This window comes from Armatimonadota bacterium (assembly GCA_016223145.1).
GTDB lineage: Bacteria > Armatimonadota > Fimbriimonadia > Fimbriimonadales > Fimbriimonadaceae > Nitrosymbiomonas.
Map to the genome: position 1 here is coordinate 25517 of JACRPN010000001.1, position 21708 is coordinate 47224.

The following is a 21708-nucleotide window of genomic DNA, read 5'->3' on the forward strand; positions in this document are numbered from 1 at the left end:
CAAGTCCCTGCCAGAGCAAGGCCCTATTGCACCCAGATCAGCAAGCCCCGCTTCGGCGGCAGGATCACGGCTTGGCCCGCGTCCAGAATGGACTCCTTCTGGAAGCCCTCAATCTCGGGGCACCGAAGGACGGCTCTCTTTGGATCGATCCCAAGGGCCTTCCAATCCAATGTCATCTGGACGCGGGCCTCGGCTCCGCCAAAGTTGCCGATGGCGACAAGGGTCCGACCCTTACCAAGATAGGCCGTGGCCTTCACTTCGGCCTTGTCCGTGCGAACGGGACAACCCGGCTCCCAATAGCCGATCATCTTCGCCTTGTCGATGCCGAACCGGTCCCAGAACTTCCACAGCGGGTCCGGGTTGATCATCACATTCTCGGTGGTCCAGCCGTAGCGCGTGGCCATGCCGAACACCATTCCGAGCCATTTGTTGCCGCCGCCCTGGAGCATCTCCCCCATCAGGCCAAACGGGATGCCAGAGACTTCGACCAGCCATTGCTCCGGCGGCATCGCGTCGTAATTGAAGCTCTCGCCGAACCACAGTCGGTCAACGAAGGGGAAGAACTCTGTGTATTGGTTGGCCGGCCCGATGGAGAACCCCGTGTTGGAGTGCAGATCCATCATCGGCTCACGGCCGCCCATCGCCAGGACCCTCCGCATGCGCATCAGGACGCGCCTATCAAAAGTGACATCGTCCAGATAGATGCCGTCGATGCCTACGTTCTTGGCCAGCCAGGCCAACCCCTCGATATAGTAGTTGATCCAGCGTGAAAAGCCCGCCGTAACGATCGAGGCGTCGGCCGTTCCCGTTTCGACATACGGTTGATACCATGAGGGGATGTAGCCTGTGCCCAAATGCTCCTGGAGCCAGGCGAACCCGCCCCCGCCTCCGTTCGTGAAAATCTCATTGCCGAGGCTTCGAAGGGCCCAGATCTCGGTCGTGTAGTTGGTCAGTTCGCGGATGGTGTCGTAGATCTTGACCTTGCGCCCCGCGCGGTGCTGCGCATCCACAAAGGCTTTCATCTTGGGCACAGCGAGAAACGGATAGTTGATGTACGGGTTGATGTCGTTGGCGTGGTGGACGTTCACCACGTTTGCCCCCGCTTCTATGGCCTCCGGTTTAGGGGCGTACTCGAACGGGTTGTGATAGAACCGGGTCCTGAAGTGCCAAGCGGTGTCGATCGGCTTGACCGGCGTGATCAATAGCGCCAAATCAAGTTCTAGCGATTCGCCGGCCCGTAGGGTCCGTTCGCCGGTGTAGAGGCGAGCCGTGGCTTCGCCGCCGTCGCGGGTGATCATGACACCGCCCTTTCCTCCGTTGGACCACGAGGCAGGCGGCGCGGGACGGAAAAGGTTGAGCATCGGGCCGTGGTAGCTTCCGCCACGTAGCTCCACATGCAGCCCCCTATGGACGTCCCCCATCCAGAAACTGTCAAAGGGTCCCTGCCATCTCCAATCGATCGCTTCTGGGGCGAATCCCCCCGCTCTGCCGAGACCCATGAAGTAGGTCGAGGAACCCTTATGGAAGGGCAGCACCAACGCCAAGTCCTTGAGGTGGAGGTCTTGTTTGGCCCGTAACTGAACACGGAGGTTCACATGCCCATCAAATTCCAGATTGCCCACTATGGCAGCATCGATGGATGCGCCCACCGAGACTGATTTCCAGGAGCATTTGCCTTTTCCGTCTACGAACTCGACCGGGAGCCTGGGCTCCGTCTTGACGAACCCCCCGTCTCCGGCCACCTCCAGAGTGAGAGGGCTTCGCAGGATGGAATTCGGTCCCGCAGAGAGGCTTTGAGGTAGGCCGCTCCCCCCGACGAGCAATTGGCGCCCAAGGCACGAAACAACATGCCCGCGCCTTTGAACGGGGGTGTAGGGTGGGGTGGGCCGATCGGCTGTACCGAGGGTCGAGTTGAGCCACCTGAGGCGCGAGTGTCGCCATGGTTGAGAATCGCCGCGATCCTCCAGGATCGTTCCGCTCACGGTGAGCCGGATCGGCAGGAGCATCGGCGGCGCATTCTCGGGCTTGAGGGTGAGCACGCCTCTATAGGTTCCAGGGCGAGCGGATCGCCCCACGTCCACGCCCATCCAAAGCGCCTGAGCCAATCCCTGCGGCACATCCACCCGCTTGACCAGCTTGGAGCCATCCCAATTGGTTCCTCCCAAGTTGAAGCAGGTCAGCTTGCCGGCCCCGATCTTGGAGCGGCCCGGTCCCACCAGGTCTGAGAATTGAACCTTGACGTTCTCTAGGCTTTGCCGTGCGGCGAAGACGCCGACCTGAAAGGCAAAATACTCGTTGGGTTGAGCTTTGCCTACGATCGCCCTACCCGCACCCGCCTGAATCCACCGGTAGGGCAGGGCATCACGCATCCGGATCGGGAACTCCCGGGATTCGGGGAAGGCCAAATACGGCTCAGGGTGAGCGCGTAGCAACCGGTCCCTTTCTTCTCGCGTCGCCGCGAGTTCCATCGGTGCGAAGCTGTCAAACGGTGTGCGCGCCTCAAAACGCAAGAGCGTTGCACGGGGAAGATCGCGGATGGCAGCCCGCGTTCGCTCCGCCCACGCCGCATCGGTTGGGGGTTTGGGGGCCAGATAGTTGCCGTCGGCGCCTCCCCACACGCCTTGGTAGCGAAACGGCATGGTGTAGATCGCATAGTCTGCTGGCGCGGATAGGGGCCTGAACGCAACGGTGCCAAGCTCCGGCGTCGCATTGAGGACCAAGACGTCGGGAAGGGGGTTACCCGTTGCCAGATCGACGACTACGAGGGCTTTCTTTTCAGGATTGGGGTCGTGCCTTCTCCAAGGAAGCTCCACCACAACCGTTTCTGCCGGAGAAACCACCCTGACGATGGCGCGGTGATGGCCCAGGCCATCGACGGGCCACGGCTTTGCGGCAACCGTGAAGGGAATGCCGGCCGCCTGATTGCCATGGACCGACGGAACAAGGGCAAGGCATGTTGTGAGAACGGCCAAGGGCACCATTGCGGGAGCGTACCCTTGACCCTAATGTGGCCCACCCCATATGGGAGTGCCGAGAAATGCAGTTTGGCGGCTCTATCACTACGATCTTTGAGCCTTAGTCGCCCAGGCGAGACGACTGGGCGACCTCTTTCTCAACAGACCCCTACGAGCCGACGTTCTTCAACCCGTTGCCATACTCTTCCAAGAACCCCAGGTCCCCGTGGACTTTCAAGTACTCCGCGTCGATCCACGCCGCAAAGCTCGTGACGTGACGCACGCCGCGTTTGGCATACGCCTTGAGGTCCTCAAGGAACACCCCCTTCATCCATGGGATCTTGGGCACGGGACGCCGCCAGCCCGAAAACCGCGACATATCTAGCCAGTACTCCAGAGCTTGCGCCGTCTCAGCGGGGAACACCTTGAGGTTGGCTTCGAGCGCGTTGAGGCCGTCCTTCTCCTGAAGCTGCTGATCATAGGGGACGTCGTACCGCCTGTGGATTGGCGCGAACTCAAGGAACACGCCCTTCTTCGGCTTAACTTTCGACGGCGGCAGGATCGTGTTGGCATAGGAAAGGTGCGCCAGGCTCGCTTTGGGGTTGTCTTTCCGGAGGACGCCCACCAGGTGATTGTTGAGCAACAGCGCCTGGTCTGAATCGCCAAGCTCCCGGCACTTGGGGCAGCGGCACCATTCGGCGCCGTCGTCTCCCCAAAGAAAGTGCCGGCCGGTCGTGGGTCTGAGCACCTCCGAAATCCGCAAAGCGCTCTGAGCGACAGCATCTAGCGCGGCTCTGGAGCACACGCAGAGGTTGGCGTCGGGCACTCGTCCACCCTTGTCGTTCATCCGGAAGAGTGATGGGTCTTTCTCAAAGAGGGCTCGCGGCAAAAGCTCCCTCATGGCGTGAAGCTCGTATTCCACCTCAAGCCCGAGCTTGCGACAGCTCTCCAGAAACTGCTGGCCGGCGTCCGACTGAACGAAGCGCATGACATGGCTCGGGGCGCTGCCGTGATGCAGGGCGATCGTCGTCAGCCCCGCCTTGGCCGCCCGCTCGGGCCAGTCCCTAAGCGAGAGGTCCTCAGGGTAGATCACCACGCCCCGAGTCTTGAAGTAGGGCTGTTTGGGCTCAGGCATCGACATTACGCCTCGATCCACGCAGAGCGCCGCTCCGGCCAGCAGCAGGTCGCGACGCGATGGACCTTTCATAGCCTATCTTGGCTTGAATCCCGGGCTCAAGACGAGGTTCGCGCCTTCTTGCACCATTCAGAAACCCTTCTGACGCGCTCGATCCCCTCTTCGCCGCAGATCTCTGGGAGCTCATCCGAGATGCCGAGGACCAGCCTCGGGTGGAAGAGCTCGACGATCCGCTCGACGCAGTGCATCAGCTCCTCCTCGGGATAGGTGTCCATGAAGAGCACCGCCGGGATGCCGTCCAGCAGGATCTTGTCGCCGAGGTGTTCGGCAATGGCGTCAAGCTCCAGGTCGCCCTGCGGCTTGGGCGTCAGCGCCTCGATGCCGTCGAACGGCATGTCCTTGAGGCGAGGCATGAGGTTCTTGAAGTAGCCGTCGATGTGGATGTAAGTGAAGATGCCGGCTTGACGAAGCTGGCTCATCCGCCGTTCGTACCAGGGCAGATAGTAGTCCTCGAAGATCGCAGGGGAGATCAACTGCTCATGGAGATTCTCGCCGACGTTGAGGATCTTGGGCCAGGGGTGAGTTGAGTCGGAGAGGGGGTGAGTCGGTGAGTCGGTGAGATCCGAATACAGAGAGTCGTACGACCGGTCGATGGCCTCCATCGCCGCCTCAACCACAGCCCGGTCATCCGCCAGCGCGTAGACCAGATCTTCGAGCTTCATGAAGGTCTGCGCCAGGGCCTGGTAAGGACTCTTCGGCAGAAAGAACTGGGGCTCTCCGAGGTCGCCCATGTATTCCGAGCCCTGTCGGAACAGCTCTGCGTCGAATCGAACCTGGGAGCGTTCAAGCACCCAGATGAGCGCTCGGAGGTCGCTCGGCGTCTTGGCCAAAAACTCCACCTCCCGCCACGTGTCGTCCTGAGTCTTCTGATGGCGGCTGGTAAGGATGCCTTTCGGTGTCTTGAACACCCGGTGCAGCGTGTCGCCATCCTGAGTGTCCTCTATCACGACCTCGGGCGTGTAGTGGGTCTCGAGGGGATAGGGTGCGTCGTTGTAATAGGCCAGGTACCGCATCGAGCAGCCGACGTCTCGATAGACGTCCCTCACTTCGGCATCCCGATAGCGGGCGGACAAGTTGCCAAACTGCTTTTGGTAAGCGAGCCACGGCTCAAACCGAGGCTGGAAGAACACGTGAGGGAGCGGCTTCCTTTCGAAAACCGCCAAATTCATCTCTTTGAACGTCATCGCTATTCACGATTGGTCTTCGACACTGCTAGCGCCCTCCCGCCAACCTACAAAACTACAAACCTACGAACCTACGAACCTAAGTTCCTATCCCCACAACTCCTTCAAGAACCGGATCTTGCACTGGTTGTGGAAGCCGCCGCCGCCCTCATGGCCGTTGTACGGGTAGACCTCGATCGCCCTGTCCGCGCCGCCCCAGTGGTTGTAAGCAGCAAACACCGTCGAAGGCGGGCAGATCTGGTCCATCATGCCCACAGAAAAGAGCGTTCTGGCTTTGGCGCGAGCTCCCAGGTTGACGCCGTCGAAGTAGGAAAGCGTCTGGAACACCCTTTCCGTCTTGTCGCGGTGCACGTTGCAGAACCGCGCGATCTCCTGATAGGGATAGCTGTCCACGATCTCAGTAGCCCGCCGATAGTGGCAAAGGAACGGTACGTCCGGCATCGCCGCCTGCACGTCCGACACGAGCCCCGCCGCGGCGATCGTGATGCCGCCCCCTTGCGACCCGCCGGTCACGCAGATGCGGGCTGGGTCGATGGCCTCGTGCCCCCGGACCGCCTCGATCATGCGCACGGCGTCCGTGAACACCCTTCGGTAGTAGTAGTGCTTCGGGTCCAGGATGCCCTGGGTCATGAATCCGGGAATCGAGGGGCTGCCCCCCTCGCCGTAGGCATCGGCGGTGTCGCCGTGGGTCCAGCCGACCGCCGCGCCCTGCCCACGCGTGTCCATGACCGCGTGCGCATAACCGAAACAGGACCACTGGAGCCAATCGGTCGCAAACCCGCGTCCGCCGGTGTAGCCCAGGTACTCGACCACGCATGGCAGGGGACGCTTTGCATTCTTGGGCAGCACCAGCCAGCCTTTGATCGGCTGCCCTCCGAAACCGTGGAAGGTGAGATCGAAACAATCTTGTGCGATGAGGCCGCTTTGAATAGGCTCGAACGCGGCCTGAAGCGGATGCTGACGGGCCGATTCGAGCGTGGCCTGCCAGAAGGCGTCGAAATCGGGCAACTCGATGCGATCTGGCTTGTAGGATTGGAGTTGGTCGAGACAGAGGTCGAAGAGCGCCATGACTTGGTTCGATTATGGTCTGAGGAGGACATCTCGCGGCCTGATGCGCCGATTGGGTACAACATCCAAGCATCTTCGGGCGGTTAGCTCAGCGGTAGAGCACTTCGTTCACACCGAAGGGGTCACTGGTTCAAATCCAGTACCGCCCACCATCTCGTTCTTCTTCGCAGCAAACCAGGTTCAATGTTGAGACGGCGCTCGGTGCGCGCGTTCACTGGATAGAGGCCCAAGATGGTGTACCTGGCAGCCGCCGCTTCCCTTCGCTTGTTCACGTCGCTCCCGATCACGTTCTCCGGCCTTCTCGCCGAAATGACCGATCCCGCTTCGCTTGCGCGATGGCCGGAGCCGACCTATCAGTGCCTTCAGGCGTCCTCCTACAACCGGGAGTCCGTCAAGCGCGATGCGCCGGGATGGTTCGCCGACAGCGATGGCACCGGGTTCATTCGAACGGAAGTGATTGGGGGCCGGCAGGAGTGGGTGATGATGGAGCATTCCGGACCCGGATGCATCACCAAAATCTGGACGCCGTTCTTCTATTACGACTTCAACAACCGAGTAGGGCCCAACGTCAACGTCTATCTCGACGGCTCCACGACGCCCGTGATTCACGAGCCGCTCATCTCGTTGGTTTGCGGCAAGGGGAGCATCGGGGCGCCCTGGGCGGCGTATTCCGCCCGCGCGGGCAATCTTTATCTGCCGATTCCCTTCGCCAAATCGGCGAAGGTCACGATGTCCCTGCGGCCGTTCTACTTCATCATCAACTACCGGGCGTATCCGGCGGGCACCGCAGTCGAGAGCTTCCGCACGGAAGACACGGCGAGACGGAAGACCGATCTTGTCCGCGCGGCGAGGGCCCTTATGACGAACCCACCCTTGGTGCCCAAACCCGCTGGCTACCGTATCGAGGGTGGCGAAACGGCATCGACCAAGCCACCCGCGGGTCCCAACGCGATCAAGTGCTTGACCCTTCGAATCGCCGATATCTATCGAAGACCGGAGCTCTTAAGGAACCTCGTCTTGGAGATCACCTTCGATGGCCGGGAGACCGTCTGGTGCCCGGTAGGCGATTTCTTCTGCAGCGCCGATTCGTTGCACGCCTACCGCACGGCAAAGCGCCGCGTGGATTCGGATGGCTTGCTGGTAAGCCGTTGGGTGATGCCTTACAAAGCCAGCTGTGAAGTGCGCCTCCGAAACCTCTCCCGGACAAGCGCCGAGGTGGAACTTGGGCTCGGAACGCAGCCTTGGAAATGGGACTCTCGCTCCATGCACTTCTATGCGCGCTGGCGGCCGGACGACGTGGTGCCTGGCACTCCGTTCCAGGACTGGAACTTCGTGGACATATCCGGCAAAGGCGTGTATGTTGGGGACGCCTGGACGGTGCTCAACATCCGCAAGGACTCCTGGTGGGGCGAGGGCGACGAGAAGATCTACGTGGACGACGCCTATAAGAAGGGCTTCCCAACCCACTTCGGCACGGGCACCGAAGACTACTATGGCTGGGCCGGCGGCGTGTATCCGGTGAAGGAGGACGAGTTCTCTGCGCCCTTCCTTTCCAACGTCAAGGTGGGAGGACTCGACGGCCACACCCAAGGCGTAAACATTTGCACCCGTGAACGCGGCCTGGATGCGATCCCCTTCCTAAGAAGGCTGAGGTTTGATATGGAGTCGTCCTTTGGGACCGATATGCGCCAGAAGTGGGACCTACTGGGGTACTCCTCGGTGGTCTTCTTCTATGCATTCCCCGGCGCGACCCACAACCGACCGGCAGAGTCGAAAGAGGCCGCCAAGGGTTACCTAGAGTTCGATGATGTGAAAGCTCGATCCGAGGCTATCAAGGGCGGTATCGGAAGGAGTGGACGTCCATAAATGGGGCAGGCCCCCCGGGGCAAGGGGAGCCTGCGGAAGCAAAAGACGAGTTGAAAGCAGATGAGTCTACTTTCGGCGACGGAGCAGAGCGACAACCCCCAGGCCGAGCACTGCCATGCTGCCCGGTTCTGGGACCGCTGTCACCGTGCCGTTCATGATAACGGCCAGGAGACGGCTGGTGTCGGCTTCAATTTGTCCGTTAACCTCTTGGCTGCCATACACCTTGTACGAAAAGATGTCCGAGTGCTCCCCGGATTCCGAAGCCAGGTCGTCGTCGTACCAGAAGTTCTGGGGGTCGAGCTGCTCGCGTCCCCAATACTCCGCGCCAGTGAACGTCGGGTCGTCCTGCATCAGCTCTTCGAGCGTGATGGTGCGGTTGCGCGCGTTGTTGTAGATGTCCACAAAGAAGATGGGGCTGGTGTCCAGATCTGGGGCGGGATTGAACACGCCATCACGGATTGCCTGGCTGCCGTCGCCCAAGGTGACCAGTTCGGAGTGCCACTCGGGCAGGATCGTCGGCTTCTTGATGACCTGGTTCTGGCTTGCCCCGGGATAGAGCCAGTTTCGGATGATGCTTCCCTGGTCGAAGAGGCGATTGAAGCTCACGCCAAAGTGGGTAAAGCTTCCCTGCGAGACTCGGGCTGTCTCGGAGTAGTAGCGTATGAGCACGCCGGCCTGGCCGCTGAAGCTGGTGTCGGTGACCGTCGGCGCGCCAAAGGCCGAGTAGTTATAGGTGTGAAAGACGTCGGAGGAACTGCCTCCGTGGATCTCGATTTCAAAGCCGCATGAGTCTCTTGAGTCGTCGTTCCAGACGTCAAAGTTGCTCAAAGCGCCCCGAATGTTCAGAGCCGGCGCCTGCGAGGCGATCGCGGCGAGAAGAAAGGAAAGGGCCATTACTCGTTTCATGAAGGGTTCCTCCGGCCAATCAGCCAGTAACCGAATGAGGCGGGCCGCTTTGAGTCTGATACGATACAAATTCGTCAAGATTTGAATGGCGATTCGGGGTCCCTCAGGCATCTTCTGAGGCAGCAGCGAGTTCCGAGACGCCCCGAGCTTCGGGGATTCGGCATGGCGCGCAACCCACGCCAGGGGGGTTGACGATGCTGCCAGAGCTTGTTCCCAAACTGAGGCACGCCGCGAGGCGCGGCCGGCCGAACGGAGGCGGCGAGCCTTCGAGGTTGGTAGGCATCGCGAGGCCGCTTCTCCAGGCCCGAGGGGCCGACCTCAGTCACCGCAGCGCAGCGCCCCGGAACCCGGTTCCGGAGTCGCGCAGGGACTGAAAGGTCGCCTTAGGGACTGTTGGTGTGGCCTATGGTCGTCTGGCCATCCGCCTCTTAAGCCAGCGCCGCCAAGCTGTCGATCACTCGTCGTGAGGCGAGCACATCGTGCGCACGAATGATGCGCGCCCCTTGAGTTTGCGCCCAAGCCTGAAACGCCAGAGTGCCTTCGAGGCGCTCGCCGACCGGAAGTGGGGCCGCTTCTGAGCCCAGCAGCTTCCCGATAAACGATTTGCGGCTGACGCCGACGAGCGTCGGGTATCCGGAGGCCACGAGTTCGTTCAGCCGCCTAAGGAGTTCCAGGTTGTGCGCCACGGTCTTCCCAAAGCCGATGCCCGGGTCGAGCCAGATGCGATCTCCTGGGATCCCCTCGGCTTCGGCCCGCTGAGCTTGCGCCAGTAGCCAGTCCCGTACGTCGGCCACGACGTCGCCATAGCTCGGTTCGCGCTGCATCGTCCGTGGCTCGCCCCGCATGTGCATGATGCAGACGGTGCAGCCAGCATCCGAGCAAACCTTTCGCATGGCGGAATCGCGCAGGCCGCCGACGTCATTTACGACGCCCGCGCCAGCTTGGCACGCTTGTTGGGCAACCTCGGGCTTCTGAGTGTCGATGCTCACCATCACGCCCTGAACGACGAGCGCCTCCACGACCGGGAGCACGCGCCGGAGTTCCTCTTTGGCAGAGACGGGCTCAGCCCCGGGACGCGTGGATTCGCCGCCGACATCCACCAGGTCTGCGCCCTCTTCCTTAAGGCGCAGACCGTGCTCGATCGCGGCTTGATGCGCCAGGAATTGCCCCCCGTCGCTAAAGCTGTCCGGGGTGACGTTGAGCACGCCCATCAGGGCTGGGCGGCCGGGGGGGAGGGAGATTGACGATTGACGATTGACGATTTACGAATGATCGCACAATCCGCGGGGGCGAAGGGCGAAGGGCGAAGAGCGAAGGGCGAGGGGATTTAGGATTGACGATTGACGATTTGGGATTTACGATGTACGATCTACGCATTCCGATTTGGGCCCGGGTCTTGGGATAGGGGACAAGGGACAAAGGATATCGGATTCTGACCTCAGTCCTCGGATCTCAGGGCCTCAGTTCGTAAATCGACAATCGTAAATCGTAAATCGTAAATCCCCTTACTTCTCCGCCAGAGCCTTCTCGACTTCCTTGCGGAACTCAGCAAACGTCGCTGCCGAATACCCCACGTGCAGGGACTTCAGAACCCCGTCCTTGCCGATCAGCGCCGTCGTCGGGATGCCGGTAATGCCGTACGCGTCGAAGTTGGTCCGCTCGCCATAGACCACGGTCCAGGGCAGGCTGTACTCCTTCATGAAGTCGCCCATTTTCGCAAACTCGGTGTCTTTCGGCATGTCGCGCTTCTGGCTGTTCTCGCCCTTGTAGTAGCCGTAATAGGTCGTGAACGCGACGACTTCCAGGCCCTTGTCGTGCAGGTCGGCATACATCTTCTTCATGTCGGGGAAGGAGGCGATGCAAGGGCCGCACCAGTGCGCGAAGAAGTCGACGATCACGACCTTGCCTTTCATCGAGGCAAGGCTGGTGTAAGTTCCATAGGCGCGCTCGGCGACGATGTTCGGCGCGGTCTTGCCGACGATCACCATACGGGTCTTGCTGGACTTTAAGGACCGGGCGGCCGTGCTCTCCGGGCGGATGCCGGCGAGAGCGGCGTCGATGGCCCTCAGGGCCTCCGCTTCTTTGCCCTCCGAGGTGTAGAGTTCGGCCTTCGCTTGACCAATAGCGGCTTTCAGGGTCTCGACCTGCAACAGTGGGTCAACACCCGCTGCATTGGGGTTTTGCGCCTTCATCTTGTCGGACTGCTCTTGGTAGAACGCCTTCACCTTGTCGAAGTCCACCTTCCTTTCGGCGGCGTCCAGTGCGGCGAGGGCGGCGTTCAATCCTTCGGTCTTGCGGATCGTGTCAGCGTAGAGGGCGGCGGTGGATCTTAGGAAGTTGGCCGACGAGATGGGATCGGGCGGCTGGATTTGGCCGACGAGCATGTTCACCATGTGCCCTTCACCCAAGGTGTTGCAGCACTGGATCTGGAGCATTTGGGCTCGGTATTTGTCCTGCGGCCCGGGGTTCGAGCTCAGGTAGCGGCCGGCGGCGTCGCAGGCGTCTTTGGTCTGTCCGGCCTGCTGGAAGAGCCGCGCCCATTCATAGGCCTGGGCTGCCGGGACCATGTTCGGGTCGACGCCTTTCACGTTCTCGCGCGCAATCTTCTCGGCCTCGGCCTCGATAGCGCCAAAGTCGGGGGTCTGCTTGGCGTCGCGTGCCGCGGTGATCCTCTGGGTGCGCATCTCGGTGATCTGCTTTAGGACGTCGGACGGGTTGACGTCCGCACGGAAGGCAGAGGCGAGAAACGCGGCGACGACGAGAGTGAGCGAGAGAAGGACGGCTTTTTTCATGATGGAACCCCGAACTCGTACAGGAATTGTACGCGCAAAAGGTGGGAATGGGTCCCCTGAAGTTAGGTTTGCCCCCATATGTTCGGCTTCCGATCGAACTCTGGGTGCCACCCCGATTCATCGGGGTGAGTTCCTGAAGCATCAGGATCGGGGTTTTCTAGAAATACAGGTGGCGGTTTGATTCAAACACCCCGGACCAGCCACCTTTCGGGTGGGTTTCCACTGGGTCGTCGGTTTCGGTTGCCTGCAGACGCCAGTCTGCTGCAGTTGAAGTGTCGACCGGTTTTGGCGAAAGGATCCGACAACCTCCACATCTTCACCTTACGTCAACCTACTCCAGTTCGCGGCGTGGCTCTTCGGCTTGTTGAGTCGACGTAGCGCAAGGCCGGCGGAACCCACACCTGCAGCAAACTGGCGTCTGCAGGCACCCCAGGTTTTTACTCCAGCGTTTCGTCCTCCTGATGCCAAATATAATGGACTACGGGGGCTCAAAGAGCCCCCGTAGCTTGTTTTTGCCCCGGAGGGACAGCCTAGACTTTCGCCTTTTGTCGGACATCGCCCTTGACCCAGCCGCGCTCTCTGCACGCCTGTGCCACACGCTCGACCGCCACCAGGTAGGCCGCCAGCCTGCTATGGACGCCATACTTCGCCCTTCGCTCGAAGACCGCGTCAAACGCCGCTGTCATTCGCTCGTCGAGCTTTCGATGGATGTCTTCCAGCTTCCAGCGATCCAGATTGAGGTTCTGGACCTGCTCGAAGTAGCTGACCGTCACGCCGCCCGCATTGCACAGAAAGTCGGGAATCACAAAGACCCCTCGCTCGTGCAGGATGTGGTCGGCCTCGGGGGTCGTCGGTCCATTGGCAAGCTCGGCAATGATCTTCGCCTGAATCTTGCCGGCGTTCTCTTTGGTGATCACGTTTTCGAGGGCCGACGGCAGGAGCACATCGCACTCCAGTTCGAGCAGTTGCTCGTTGGTGATTTCCATCGAGCCCGGGAAGCCCACCACAGAACCTGTCTTGTTCTTGTAGTCCGAGACGGCCATCGGGTCGAGTCCAAGCTCGCTGTAGATGGCGCCTTTGGAGTCGCTGACCGCGATGACCGTAGTGCCGAACAGGCTCTTGAGCAAGCGATGCGCGTGCATACCTGCGTTGCCGTAGCCCTGGACGACCGCGCGCGCCTTCTTCAGGTCGATTTCCATCGCGCGCGCCGCTTCGCGGAGGGTGTACATGCCGCCTCGGGCAGTGGCGTCATCGCGTCCGGGCGATCCGCCCATGTCCAGCGGCTTGCCGGTGATGACGGCCGGAGCGTGATGCCCGGTCAGCATCTCGTACTCGTCCATCATCCACGTCATGATCTGGGGCGTGGTGTAGACGTCGGGGGCAGGAATGTCGATTTCCGGGCCAAGGGTCCGGCAGACCGCGCGCATATAGCCTCGGCTCAGCCGTTCCAGTTCATCCGGAGAAAGGGACTTCGTGTCACAGATCACGCCGCCTTTGCCGCCTCCGAGCGGGAGGTCGAGCACGGCGGTCTTCCAGGTCATCCAAGCCGCAAGGGCTCGTACGGTGTCGATGGTCTCCTCGGGATGAAAGCGAATGCCTCCTTTGTTGGGACCGCGCGCCGAGTTGTATTGCACGCGAAAACCCGTGAAGACCTTGGTCGTTCCGTCGTCCATCCGAACCGGAATTCGGACGTGATGCTCCGCCATGGGATACCGGAGGAGTTCATGGACGTCGGGAGAGAGTTCGAGGAATTTGGCGGCTTCGTCTAGCTGCCGCTGAGCAGTTGTAAAGGGATTGGTCGTCATTGTCCGCTCCAGTTGTAATTGTGGCTTTTTTGGAGCGCTCGTTACATATACAAAGAAGTAGGGATAGAGTCACCATCGAGTCTGTCGATGCCTCTATGTAGGAGGACTTCGCGGGACCTGCTCGAATTACTTGCGTCGTACCGCCATGAAATCCCTCCGCACCCTCCTCCTCGTTGGTTTTGCCTGCGTTTCAACACTCGGCCAGGGCGCGATCACGTCGCCCAGAGACTTCTTTGGGTTTGCGGTCGGCGACGACTACATGCTTGCCAACTACAAGCAATACTCGGCCTACCTGAACAAGATCGACAAGGAGTCGGATCGGATCAAGGTGCTCAGCATCGGCAAGACCGAGGAGGGCCGCGATCAGCTCATGGCGGTGGTCACGTCTCCGGCCAACCTTCGCAATCTTGAGAAATATCGAAAGTTGGCCACGCAGCTCGCCTCGGGTCAACCCGCTTCGGCAGAAGACGCAAAAAGGCTGGCGGTTCAGGGCAAGACGGTCGTCTGGATCGACGGCGGGCTCCATGCCACCGAGGTGCTCGGCGCGCAGCAACTCATCGAGTCCATCTATCAGCTCGCCTCACGAGACGACGCGGAAACCAAGCGCCTTCGGGACGATGTGATCACGCTCTTTGTGCATGCGAACCCCGACGGGATGGACCTGGTCAGCGACTGGTATATGCGGAACTCCGAGAAAGAGCGCCGCTCGATGGGCGGGCTCCCGAGGCTCTACGAGAAGTACGCCGGGCACGACAACAACCGTGACTTCTATGCCTGCAATCTCGCCGAATCGATCAATATGAACCGAATTCTCTATACAGAATGGTGCCCGCAGATTCTGTACAACCACCACCAGACGTCACCGCCCGGAACGGTCATCTTTGTACCTCCCTTCCGACCGCCGTACAACCATCACGTCGATCCGCTGGCCCAAGTGCAGACCGATCTCGTGGGCATGGCGATGCACCAGAGGTTCGTCGCCGAGGGCAAGCCGGGCGCAGTGATGCGCAGCGCGGCGAGCTATCAAACGTGGTGGAATGGCGGCCTGCGCACCACCGCTTATTTCCATAATATGGTTGGAATCTTGACTGAAGCAATGGGCAGCCCCACGCCGGGCAGCATTCCCTACATGCCCGGGCGGCTGGTCAAGACCAACGACATGCCCTTCCCGATCGAGCCGCAGCCGTGGCGGTTCCGACAGTCCATCGAGTACGAAGTGACGGCCAATTTTGCGATCCTCGACCTGGCATCACGGCAGCGAGAGACATTGCTCTTCAACACCTGGCGGATGGCGCGCAACGCCATCGAGAAGGGCATGAAGGACACGTGGACCGATTATCCCGCGCGGGTGGCTGCGAACACGGGCGGTTTCCAGGGCCTCCGAAAACCCGAACTACGCGATGCCAAGGCTTATGTAATTCCGGCTTTCCAGGCGGACTTTCCGACTGCCTGCAAGTTTGCGAATGCCTTAATCAAGAACGGCGTTCAGGTGCTCAGGGCGAAGTCCAGCTTTGTGGCAGACGGCAAATCCTATCCGGCCGGGTCCCTGGTGGTCAACTGCGCCCAGGCCTATCGGGCGCACGTATTGGATATGTTTGAGCCGCAAGACTATCCGAACGATTTCCAGTATCCGGGCGGTCCGCCGATCGCGCCCTACGATAGCGCCGGGTACACGCTTGCCTACACGATGGGGGTTCAGTTCGACCGGATCCTGGAAAAGTTCGAAGGTGACTTTGAGCCGATCGCGGGAATGGTCCTTCCTCCCGAGGGCTCGATCATGCAGAAGCGCTCTCTACAGCGCGCTTTGGTCCTCAACTGCAGCCCGAACGACGCCTTTACGGCGGTCGCCCTCATGCTGAAGGCCGGCATCGAAGTCCGCCGTCATGAGGCCGTTCCGGCACCGACCGCAAGCCCGGCCTTTTACATTGCGGAGAACGCCGACTCCCTTCAGCTCGCGCGAAAAGTGGCGAAAGAGCTTGGGCTCAGCTTCGGCGAAATGGCCGACATGCCGAACGGCATGCCCAAACTGGCGGCGCCACGAGTAGCATTGCTCGACCGTTACGGCGGCTCGATGGAGTCCGGATGGACCCGCTGGATACTTGAGAGGTTCCAGATTCCGTTCACCGTCATCTATCCGCCCGACATCGACGCCGGCGGCCTAAAGGACAAGTTCGATACGCTGATCCTCGTGAGCGGCATGACCTTCGGGGGCGGACCTGGTGGGGGCGGTGGCTTCGGTGTGGGTGAAGGCATCGAAGAATGGACGGATTCGCCTCTGCAGGGCGGTGGTGGCGGACAGGGCAACCTGCGCAACGATCCCACGATCCCCGAAGAGCTTCGTCGCCAAATGGGTAGCCTGACCCCCGGCACGTCGTACCCCAAAGTCAAGGAGTTTCTGGAAGCCGGCGGACGGGTCGTGGCGATCGGTTCGGCGACGGGCATAGCGAGGCAGCTCAACTTGCCGGTCGCCAGCGCGCTAACCGAAACGGTTGACGGGAAAGAGCGAGCCCTGCCGCGGGACAAGTTCTATTGCCCCGGGTCCGTCCTTAGAATGAAAGTTGACACCGCCCAGCCGGCCGCCTGGGGGATCACTGAGGACTTGGACGTGATGAGCGACAACAGCCCGGCCTTCAAGTTTCTCGATGGCGCGGAAGCGGCGGGACTCAAGAAGATCGCCTGGTTCGATACCGACAAGCCGCTGCGAAGCGGTTGGTGCTGGGGACAGGCCTATCTCAAAGGCGCGATCGCGGCCTACGAGGCGCCGATCGGCAAGGGAAAACTCTACGCATTTGGGCCGGAGATTCTCTTCCGCGGCCAGACCCACGCCAGCTTCAAGTTCTTGTTCAACGTGATCTTTGGGGGATAGCAACTCATGAAGGTCCGAGTCGAGCTAGGAGCCGAATTTGTTGAGCGGGCGAAGCAGGTTACTGGAGTCGCGTCTCTGGAGGAACTTGTCCACCGTGGGCTTCAATGCCTCGTTGAGCGAGAGAGTGCGAGGAAGCTGTCGGCAATGGGTGGGTCAGATCCGGCACTCAAGCCTGTGAGGCGCAGGCGTTCGGCACGATGAGCCACAATCCCCTATCCCATGAGCAAACTTGCCGGCCGCATGGCCGAACTGCAGCAGAAAGGCGAAAGGGCCCTGGTGGCCTATGTGACGGGCGGCGATCCGAGCCTTGAGGACCTCCCGGAAATCCTCGCGACACTCTCCCGCGCGGGGGTCGACGCCATCGAGATCGGCATCCCGTTCAGCGACCCGATTGCCGATGGCCCGACCATCCAGGGCAGCAGCCAGCGCGCGCTCGACCGTGGCGTGAAGCCCGCGGACGTTCTCAGGCAGGTCGGGTCATTTACGGCGGCACATCCAGATGCTCCGCCGCTCGTGCTCATGGTCTACACCAACACCGTCATGCGCTGGGGCTGGCAGGCGTTTGCCGAGGCGGCCAAATCGGCTGGTGTCTCAGGAGTGATCGTCACCGACCTGACCCCTGAGGAATCCGAAGCCTGGCGGACCGCCGCGAAAGCCGCTGGACTCGACACCATCTTCCTCCTTGCGCCGACCAGCACCGACCCTCGGCTCGACGCCATCGCTCCGCTCTCGACCGGGTTCGTCTATGCGGTCTCGCGAACCGGCGTCACGGGAACAGAAAACGCGGTTCCGGCCGACGTCGCGGGTCTGGTGGAGCGCATCAAGGCGCGTACGCAGACTCCAGTATGTGTGGGGTTTGGCATCAGCAAGCCGGAGCACGTGCGCATGGTCGTTTCCGCCGCTGATGGCGCTGTGGTGGGTTCCTGGCTCGTCGACCTGCTCCATCGCGAGTGGAGCGGTGGAGCAGGGGCGGGAGTGGTCGAGGCCCAGGTCCGAGGCCTGAAAGAGGCGACGAGGCGTTGAACCCGGAGAAGCACGCCGTTCACGGTGGCGACTTCTTCAAAGCGATCGGCGAGGAGTTCGACGACCTTTGGCGTCGTCGCGAGGTGGTCAACGCCGACGTGCTCGACGCATGGTACGAGCCCGCGCCGGAAGTGCTTGCAGCCGTCCAGGAACACCTGAGCTGGCTCATGCGCACCAGCCCCCCGACCCACGGCGAAGGGCTCGTTCGGGTCATCGCCCAGGCGCGCGGCGTTCTGGAGAACTCCGTTGTCGTTGGAGCGGGCTCATCGTCGCTGATCTACCTTGCGTTTCCGATTCTCCTTCACGAACCGAAGCCGATCGTGCTGCTGGACCCCACCTACGGCGAGTACGAGCATCTGGCGAAGCGGCTGGGGTTGCCGGTGCGAAAGGTGTTCCTAGAGCCGGAGAACGGGTTCAGACCAAGCGTGGACGGCATCCTTGAAGCTGCGAAGGGTGCGGGCATGGTGGCGCTGGTGAACCCGAACAGCCCGACCGGCGTCTCGATGCCCAAAAACGAGATCCAGGCGCTGTTGGAGGGCCTCGACGCTGACACGACGCTCTGGGTGGATGAGACCTACATCGACTTCGCCCCTGGCGATCAGTCGGTCGAGCCGTTGGTGGCGGCCCACCGCTACCTGGTGGTGGCCAAGTCGATGTCGAAGTTTTATGCGCTGTCGGGGCTTCGGGTGGGCTACCTGGTGTGCAATGAGGGCCTTGCTGACCGCCTTAGGCAGCTTTCTCCGCCGTGGCCGGTGGGGTTGCTGTCGCAGGTGGCGGCGGTGAGGGCGTTGCAGTCGCCGGGGTACTACCGGCAGAAGGCCTTGGAAACGGCCGCCCTGCGTGAAGCGCTTTTTCGGAGTCTCTCCAAGATCCGGGAGATAAGGCCGTTCCCCTCAGAAGCGAACTTCATCCTGTGTCGATTGGAGGGACTCACAGCTTCGGAGGTTTGCGCCCGCGCCGAAACGTCCGGCGTGTTTCTTAGGAACTGTGATTCGTTGTCGGAGAGGTTTCAGGACCGGTTCGTGCGCACGGCGGTGAAGGGGGAAGAAGAGAACGCGCGGATTCTAGAGGCGTTGAGCCAAGCTCGTTAGGCGAGAGGCGAGAGGCGAGAGGCGAGAGGCGAGGGGCGAGGGGCGAGGGGCGAAGGGCGAGGGGCGAAGGGCGAGGGGCGAAGGGTGGATGCGCCGGAAATGCGCGGGCTGAAGCCCGCTCCTCCTGAAAAGGCGGGGTAAACCCCGCCCTCTGTCCAGGCTATCCTGCGTCCAAAACCGCCCTCCGTCATTTGCAGACGCCAAACCGCGAACCGCCAACGGCCACTACTTCCGGCACTCTCAGCGTCTTCGGCGTCGTCGGCACCCGGGACGCTACTCCCCGATCTCTCCGTGAACTCCCGCAAAGCGCCGCCAAGCAGCCGCTCACCAAGAACACCTCCTAAAGCCCTAATGCCTTAACGCCCCAATGCCCCAATGCCTCAATGCCCTAATGCCTTAACGCCTTAACGCCCCGCCACCTTCCTTCTTCTCCTTCTTCTTCTCTTCAGGCGCTTTGGGGAAGGGCAGGGGTGTTTGGGGTGCGAACGTCTTGCCGGTTTTCGCCACCCTCTCCTGGAGCTTCTTGATGCGGTTCTTGTCGTCCGGGTGCGTGCTCAGCCACTCGGGCGGCTTGTCGCCGCTCTGCTTGCGCAGCATCTCGAACACGTCCACCATCCCCTGAGGGTTGAAGCCCGCCTGGACCATCAGGTCGAAGCCCACAGTATCCGACTCGGTTTCGTGCCTGCGCGAAAATGGGAGCGAAAGTGCCACGTCGTTGGCGATGCTCGCCGCGCTGGCGATGGTGTTGTTGGCGTTAAAGATGGTCAGGAGTACCGTGAGGCCCAGCGCACGGCGCTGCTGGTCGGCATAGGCGTTCGCCCAGTGCTCTTTGCGCACATGGGTCAACTCGTGAGCGAGCACCCCCGCCATCTGGTCCTCGGTATCCATCTTGTTGATGAGCCCGGTGTAGAAAAAGACCGGCCCGCCAGGGAGCGCAAAGGCGTTCACCTGCTTGGATTCGACCACGTCAAAGCTGAACTTCCAGGTGGCCTTCTCCTTTTGGGGGACAAAAGCCATCAGGCGGTCGGCGATGCGCCGGAGCGTAGCCACCTTGATGTCGGCGTCTGGCAAGATCTTCTCTTGCTTCCGCAGGTCCTTCGCCACGCGCTCGCCCAGCTTCACCTGCTCAGACTTGCTCGGCTTGAACATGTCCGCCTGAGCCTGTGGCAGGCTCGAAAAAACCAGTCCGGCAACAAGCAGAGGGTGATGCCACTTCATGCGTAAGCTCATCTCTTACTTTGACGCCTGCCAAGCGCCATTGTTTGCAGGAGGCGGGACCTTGTCGCTTGCGTACAATGCACAAATGCTCCCAGCTCTCTTGGCCGTAGCCTGGATTCAGCCGGACCAGTCGCCCTCTTCGCCCGCAGCCCGTGAAATCGCCTTTCAGATCGAGGCGCGGGTAATGGCGGACCAGGAGGCGCGAAACGTCATCGTCGAAGCGATGAAACAGAGCAAGCCGCTCAGCCAGGCCGACCTGCGGGAGATGGCGCGAATCGACCGCGAGAACACGGCCTACATGAAGGAACTGATTGCACGAATCGGGTGGCCCAGATCGAGTTCGGTGGGAAAGCAGGCTGCCCACGACGCTTGGCTGCTCGTTCAGCACGCCGACCTGGACCCGAAGTTTCAAGAGCACTGCCTCAAGCTGATCGAGCCGCTCATGGGGACCGGCGAGGTTAAGAAGCAAGACTACGCCTATCTCTTTGACCGCGTGGCGAGGGCGATGCACCGCAAGCAGCGATACGGCACTCAGTTCATCATCGAGCGCGGAAAGTGGGTGATGGCCCCCACCGAGGACCCCTCTCGGCTTGACGCGAGGCGGAAGAAGATGGGTATGCCGCCGATGGCCGTTTACCAGAAAAAGCTCGAAGAGGTTTACGGCCACCCCAAGCCCTGAGCGCACCCAAGCCCAACCCTAAGAAGTCCCTGGCCTCCCGCCGACAATCCTGGTGTTAGTACGTGCTCCGTGTGGTGGCCGTTGTGGAAACACCCAGCTACCGGGGCTCTGCCCAAACCAACGGGAGGACGAATAGGTCGCTATGAACCGAATTAGAAAATCGAAGGGTTTCACGCTGGTCGAAATCATGATCGTGGTTTTGATCATCGGAATCCTACTTGCCATCGCTGTTCCGAACTTCATCAAGGCTCGCGAGTCGAGCCGAGGTAAGACTTGTGTCGCCAACCTTCGCCAGATCGAGGCTGCCAAAGAGCAGTGGGCGATGGAAGAGAAGAAGGGCGCCACCGACACGCCCGTCCAGGGTGACCTCGAGCCCACGTACATCAAGAAGTGGCCCGATTGCCCGAGCGGCGGCAGCTACACGATTGGAGACGTCGCCACCGAGCCGACCTGCTCGACCGGCGGCACGCACACCCTGTAATCTCGCTTTCGAGATCAACGACGGCGCGGCCAGTGTTGGCCGCGCCGTCGTTGTTTGTTTGGCGGGTCGATTCGCGGGGCATTGCCTGGTGAATTGGACGCCAAAGTATGGAATCGATCTCATTGGGTGTAAATTGATGAACCGCAAGCGTGGTGCAACCCTAATCGAGAGTCTGTTTGCCGTGTTCCTTGTGTTCTCTGCGGCGAGCGTCGTCTTGTCCACGATGCCGATCGGGACGAACGCGCGCACAATCTCCGAGCTCAAGCAGCGGGCCATGGGGCTCGCGCAAAAGGAGCTCGAGGCCATCCGGGGCCTGGGCTACGCCAACGCCACCTACACTCAGCTCTATTCCTTCGGCCTGATTGATAGCACCACGCCGATCGCCGATACGACCTATTCGTTCACCAATGCCGACAACGCCGCCCGCGACAATCCCAGCCGCATTCTTCCAAGCGGAACCGGCGCCGTCAAGCTCGAGCAGGCCGACATCGACCTGCGGCGCGTGACGGTGACCGTGAGCTACGTCGAGCGTGGATCGGCCAAGTCGGTGTCGGTGGGCACACTGATCGCCAACCTCTGA

The 21708-nt window shown here is 61.2% G+C and carries 17 protein-coding genes and 1 tRNA gene; 9 read left to right on the forward strand and 9 right to left on the reverse strand.

Annotated elements, in window-relative coordinates; translation table 11 throughout:
- Window positions 1-23: 23 nt before the first annotated feature.
- The 4 genes from HZC36_00110 to HZC36_00125 form a co-directional block, all read right to left on the reverse strand.
- Window positions 24-2972: a hypothetical protein gene (locus HZC36_00110; protein ID MBI5705375.1), complete on the reverse strand. Its 2949-nt coding sequence runs from the start codon at window positions 2970-2972 to the stop codon at window positions 24-26.
- A 151-nt stretch (window positions 2973-3123) separates the two neighbouring features.
- On the reverse strand, window positions 3124-4161 hold the full coding sequence (locus HZC36_00115) for a DUF4838 domain-containing protein (GenBank protein ID MBI5705376.1): 1038 nt from the start codon (window positions 4159-4161) through the stop codon (window positions 3124-3126).
- Window positions 4162-4187: 26 nt separating this feature from the next.
- Entirely contained in the window at window positions 4188-5333 is a 1146-nt protein-coding gene (locus HZC36_00120) for a hypothetical protein (protein ID MBI5705377.1), read from the reverse strand.
- 87 nt (window positions 5334-5420) lie between these two features.
- Window positions 5421-6401 carry an acetylxylan esterase gene (locus HZC36_00125; GenBank protein ID MBI5705378.1) on the reverse strand — a complete coding sequence of 327 codons (981 nt, stop codon included), beginning with the start codon at window positions 6399-6401 and terminating at the stop codon, window positions 5421-5423.
- 77 nt (window positions 6402-6478) lie between these two features.
- Here HZC36_00125 and HZC36_00130 point away from each other — a divergent pair.
- Window positions 6479-6553 (forward strand) — tRNA-Val (locus HZC36_00130).
- A gap of 79 nt (window positions 6554-6632) precedes the next feature.
- Window positions 6633-8267: a DUF2961 domain-containing protein gene (locus tag HZC36_00135; GenBank protein ID MBI5705379.1), complete on the forward strand. Its 1635-nt coding sequence runs from the start codon at window positions 6633-6635 to the stop codon at window positions 8265-8267.
- Window positions 8268-8333: 66 nt separating this feature from the next.
- Here HZC36_00135 and HZC36_00140 read toward each other — a convergent pair whose 3' ends face one another.
- From HZC36_00140 to HZC36_00155, 4 genes are all read right to left on the reverse strand, one after another.
- Window positions 8334-9173: a PEP-CTERM sorting domain-containing protein gene (locus HZC36_00140; protein ID MBI5705380.1), complete on the reverse strand. Its 840-nt coding sequence runs from the start codon at window positions 9171-9173 to the stop codon at window positions 8334-8336.
- A 428-nt stretch (window positions 9174-9601) separates the two neighbouring features.
- A complete protein-coding gene (gene folP, locus HZC36_00145) occupies window positions 9602-10384 on the reverse strand; it encodes a dihydropteroate synthase (protein ID MBI5705381.1) in 783 nt (260 codons plus the stop codon).
- A gap of 294 nt (window positions 10385-10678) precedes the next feature.
- The gene (locus tag HZC36_00150; protein MBI5705382.1) at window positions 10679-11161 is read right to left on the reverse strand and encodes a TlpA family protein disulfide reductase; all 483 of its coding nucleotides are present in this window, start codon (window positions 11159-11161) and stop codon (window positions 10679-10681) included.
- A gap of 1334 nt (window positions 11162-12495) precedes the next feature.
- Window positions 12496-13770 carry a Glu/Leu/Phe/Val dehydrogenase gene (locus HZC36_00155; protein MBI5705383.1) on the reverse strand — a complete coding sequence of 425 codons (1275 nt, stop codon included), beginning with the start codon at window positions 13768-13770 and terminating at the stop codon, window positions 12496-12498.
- A gap of 145 nt (window positions 13771-13915) precedes the next feature.
- On the opposite strand from HZC36_00155, the gene HZC36_00160 reads away from it, so the two are divergent.
- Genes HZC36_00160 through HZC36_00175 form a run of 4 tightly spaced genes read left to right on the forward strand, consistent with a single transcriptional unit; the run spans window position 13916 to window position 18750 of the window.
- Window positions 13916-16636, forward strand: a complete 2721-nt coding sequence (locus HZC36_00160) for a peptidase (GenBank protein MBI5705384.1) — start codon at window positions 13916-13918, stop codon at window positions 16634-16636.
- Between the two features lie 6 nt (window positions 16637-16642).
- Window positions 16643-16837 carry a type II toxin-antitoxin system VapB family antitoxin gene (locus HZC36_00165; GenBank protein MBI5705385.1) on the forward strand — a complete coding sequence of 65 codons (195 nt, stop codon included), beginning with the start codon at window positions 16643-16645 and terminating at the stop codon, window positions 16835-16837.
- Window positions 16838-16855: 18 nt separating this feature from the next.
- The gene (locus HZC36_00170; GenBank protein ID MBI5705386.1) at window positions 16856-17659 is read left to right on the forward strand and encodes a tryptophan synthase subunit alpha; all 804 of its coding nucleotides are present in this window, start codon (window positions 16856-16858) and stop codon (window positions 17657-17659) included.
- Window positions 17656-18750, forward strand: coding sequence for a histidinol-phosphate aminotransferase family protein (locus HZC36_00175; protein MBI5705387.1), 1095 nt, complete (start codon window positions 17656-17658; stop codon window positions 18748-18750). The genes HZC36_00170 and HZC36_00175 overlap by 4 nt, the downstream gene beginning before the upstream one ends.
- 396 nt (window positions 18751-19146) lie before the next feature.
- Here HZC36_00175 and HZC36_00180 read toward each other — a convergent pair whose 3' ends face one another.
- On the reverse strand, window positions 19147-19968 hold the full coding sequence (locus tag HZC36_00180; GenBank protein MBI5705388.1) for a M48 family metalloprotease: 822 nt from the start codon (window positions 19966-19968) through the stop codon (window positions 19147-19149).
- An 85-nt stretch (window positions 19969-20053) separates the two neighbouring features.
- Here HZC36_00180 and HZC36_00185 point away from each other — a divergent pair, with 85 nt between their 5' ends.
- The 3 genes from HZC36_00185 to HZC36_00195 all read left to right on the forward strand — a co-directional run bounded on the left by HZC36_00185 (window position 20054) and on the right by HZC36_00195 (window position 21708).
- Complete coding sequence (locus HZC36_00185) at window positions 20054-20647, forward strand: hypothetical protein (protein ID MBI5705389.1); 594 nt, start codon at window positions 20054-20056, stop codon at window positions 20645-20647.
- Window positions 20648-20798: 151 nt separating this feature from the next.
- A complete protein-coding gene (locus HZC36_00190) occupies window positions 20799-21128 on the forward strand; it encodes a prepilin-type N-terminal cleavage/methylation domain-containing protein (GenBank protein ID MBI5705390.1) in 330 nt (109 codons plus the stop codon).
- A 136-nt stretch (window positions 21129-21264) separates the two neighbouring features.
- Complete coding sequence (locus HZC36_00195; GenBank protein ID MBI5705391.1) at window positions 21265-21708, forward strand: type II secretion system protein; 444 nt, start codon at window positions 21265-21267, stop codon at window positions 21706-21708.

Excerpts from the sequence above, each read along its gene's own strand:
- HZC36_00115 (MBI5705376.1), bottom strand. The coding sequence starts at position 4,161 with ATGAAAGGTCCATCGCGTCGCGACCTGCTGCTGGCCGGAGCGGCGCTC.
- HZC36_00120 (MBI5705377.1), bottom strand. The coding sequence starts at position 5,333 with ATGACGTTCAAAGAGATGAATTTGGCGGTTTTCGAAAGGAAGCCGCTC.
- HZC36_00125 (MBI5705378.1), bottom strand. The coding sequence starts at position 6,401 with ATGGCGCTCTTCGACCTCTGTCTCGACCAACTCCAATCCTACAAGCCA.
- HZC36_00135 (MBI5705379.1), top strand. The coding sequence starts at position 6,633 with ATGGTGTACCTGGCAGCCGCCGCTTCCCTTCGCTTGTTCACGTCGCTC.
- HZC36_00140 (MBI5705380.1), bottom strand. The coding sequence starts at position 9,173 with ATGAAACGAGTAATGGCCCTTTCCTTTCTTCTCGCCGCGATCGCCTCG.
- folP (MBI5705381.1), bottom strand. The coding sequence starts at position 10,384 with ATGGGCGTGCTCAACGTCACCCCGGACAGCTTTAGCGACGGGGGGCAA.
- HZC36_00150 (MBI5705382.1), bottom strand. The coding sequence starts at position 11,161 with ATGGTGATCGTCGGCAAGACCGCGCCGAACATCGTCGCCGAGCGCGCC.
- HZC36_00155 (MBI5705383.1), bottom strand. The coding sequence starts at position 13,770 with ATGACGACCAATCCCTTTACAACTGCTCAGCGGCAGCTAGACGAAGCC.
- HZC36_00160 (MBI5705384.1), top strand. The coding sequence starts at position 13,916 with ATGAAATCCCTCCGCACCCTCCTCCTCGTTGGTTTTGCCTGCGTTTCA.
- HZC36_00165 (MBI5705385.1), top strand. The coding sequence starts at position 16,643 with ATGAAGGTCCGAGTCGAGCTAGGAGCCGAATTTGTTGAGCGGGCGAAG.
- HZC36_00170 (MBI5705386.1), top strand. The coding sequence starts at position 16,856 with ATGAGCAAACTTGCCGGCCGCATGGCCGAACTGCAGCAGAAAGGCGAA.
- HZC36_00180 (MBI5705388.1), bottom strand. The coding sequence starts at position 19,968 with ATGAAGTGGCATCACCCTCTGCTTGTTGCCGGACTGGTTTTTTCGAGC.
- HZC36_00185 (MBI5705389.1), top strand. The coding sequence starts at position 20,054 with ATGCTCCCAGCTCTCTTGGCCGTAGCCTGGATTCAGCCGGACCAGTCG.
- HZC36_00195 (MBI5705391.1), top strand. The coding sequence starts at position 21,265 with ATGAACCGCAAGCGTGGTGCAACCCTAATCGAGAGTCTGTTTGCCGTG.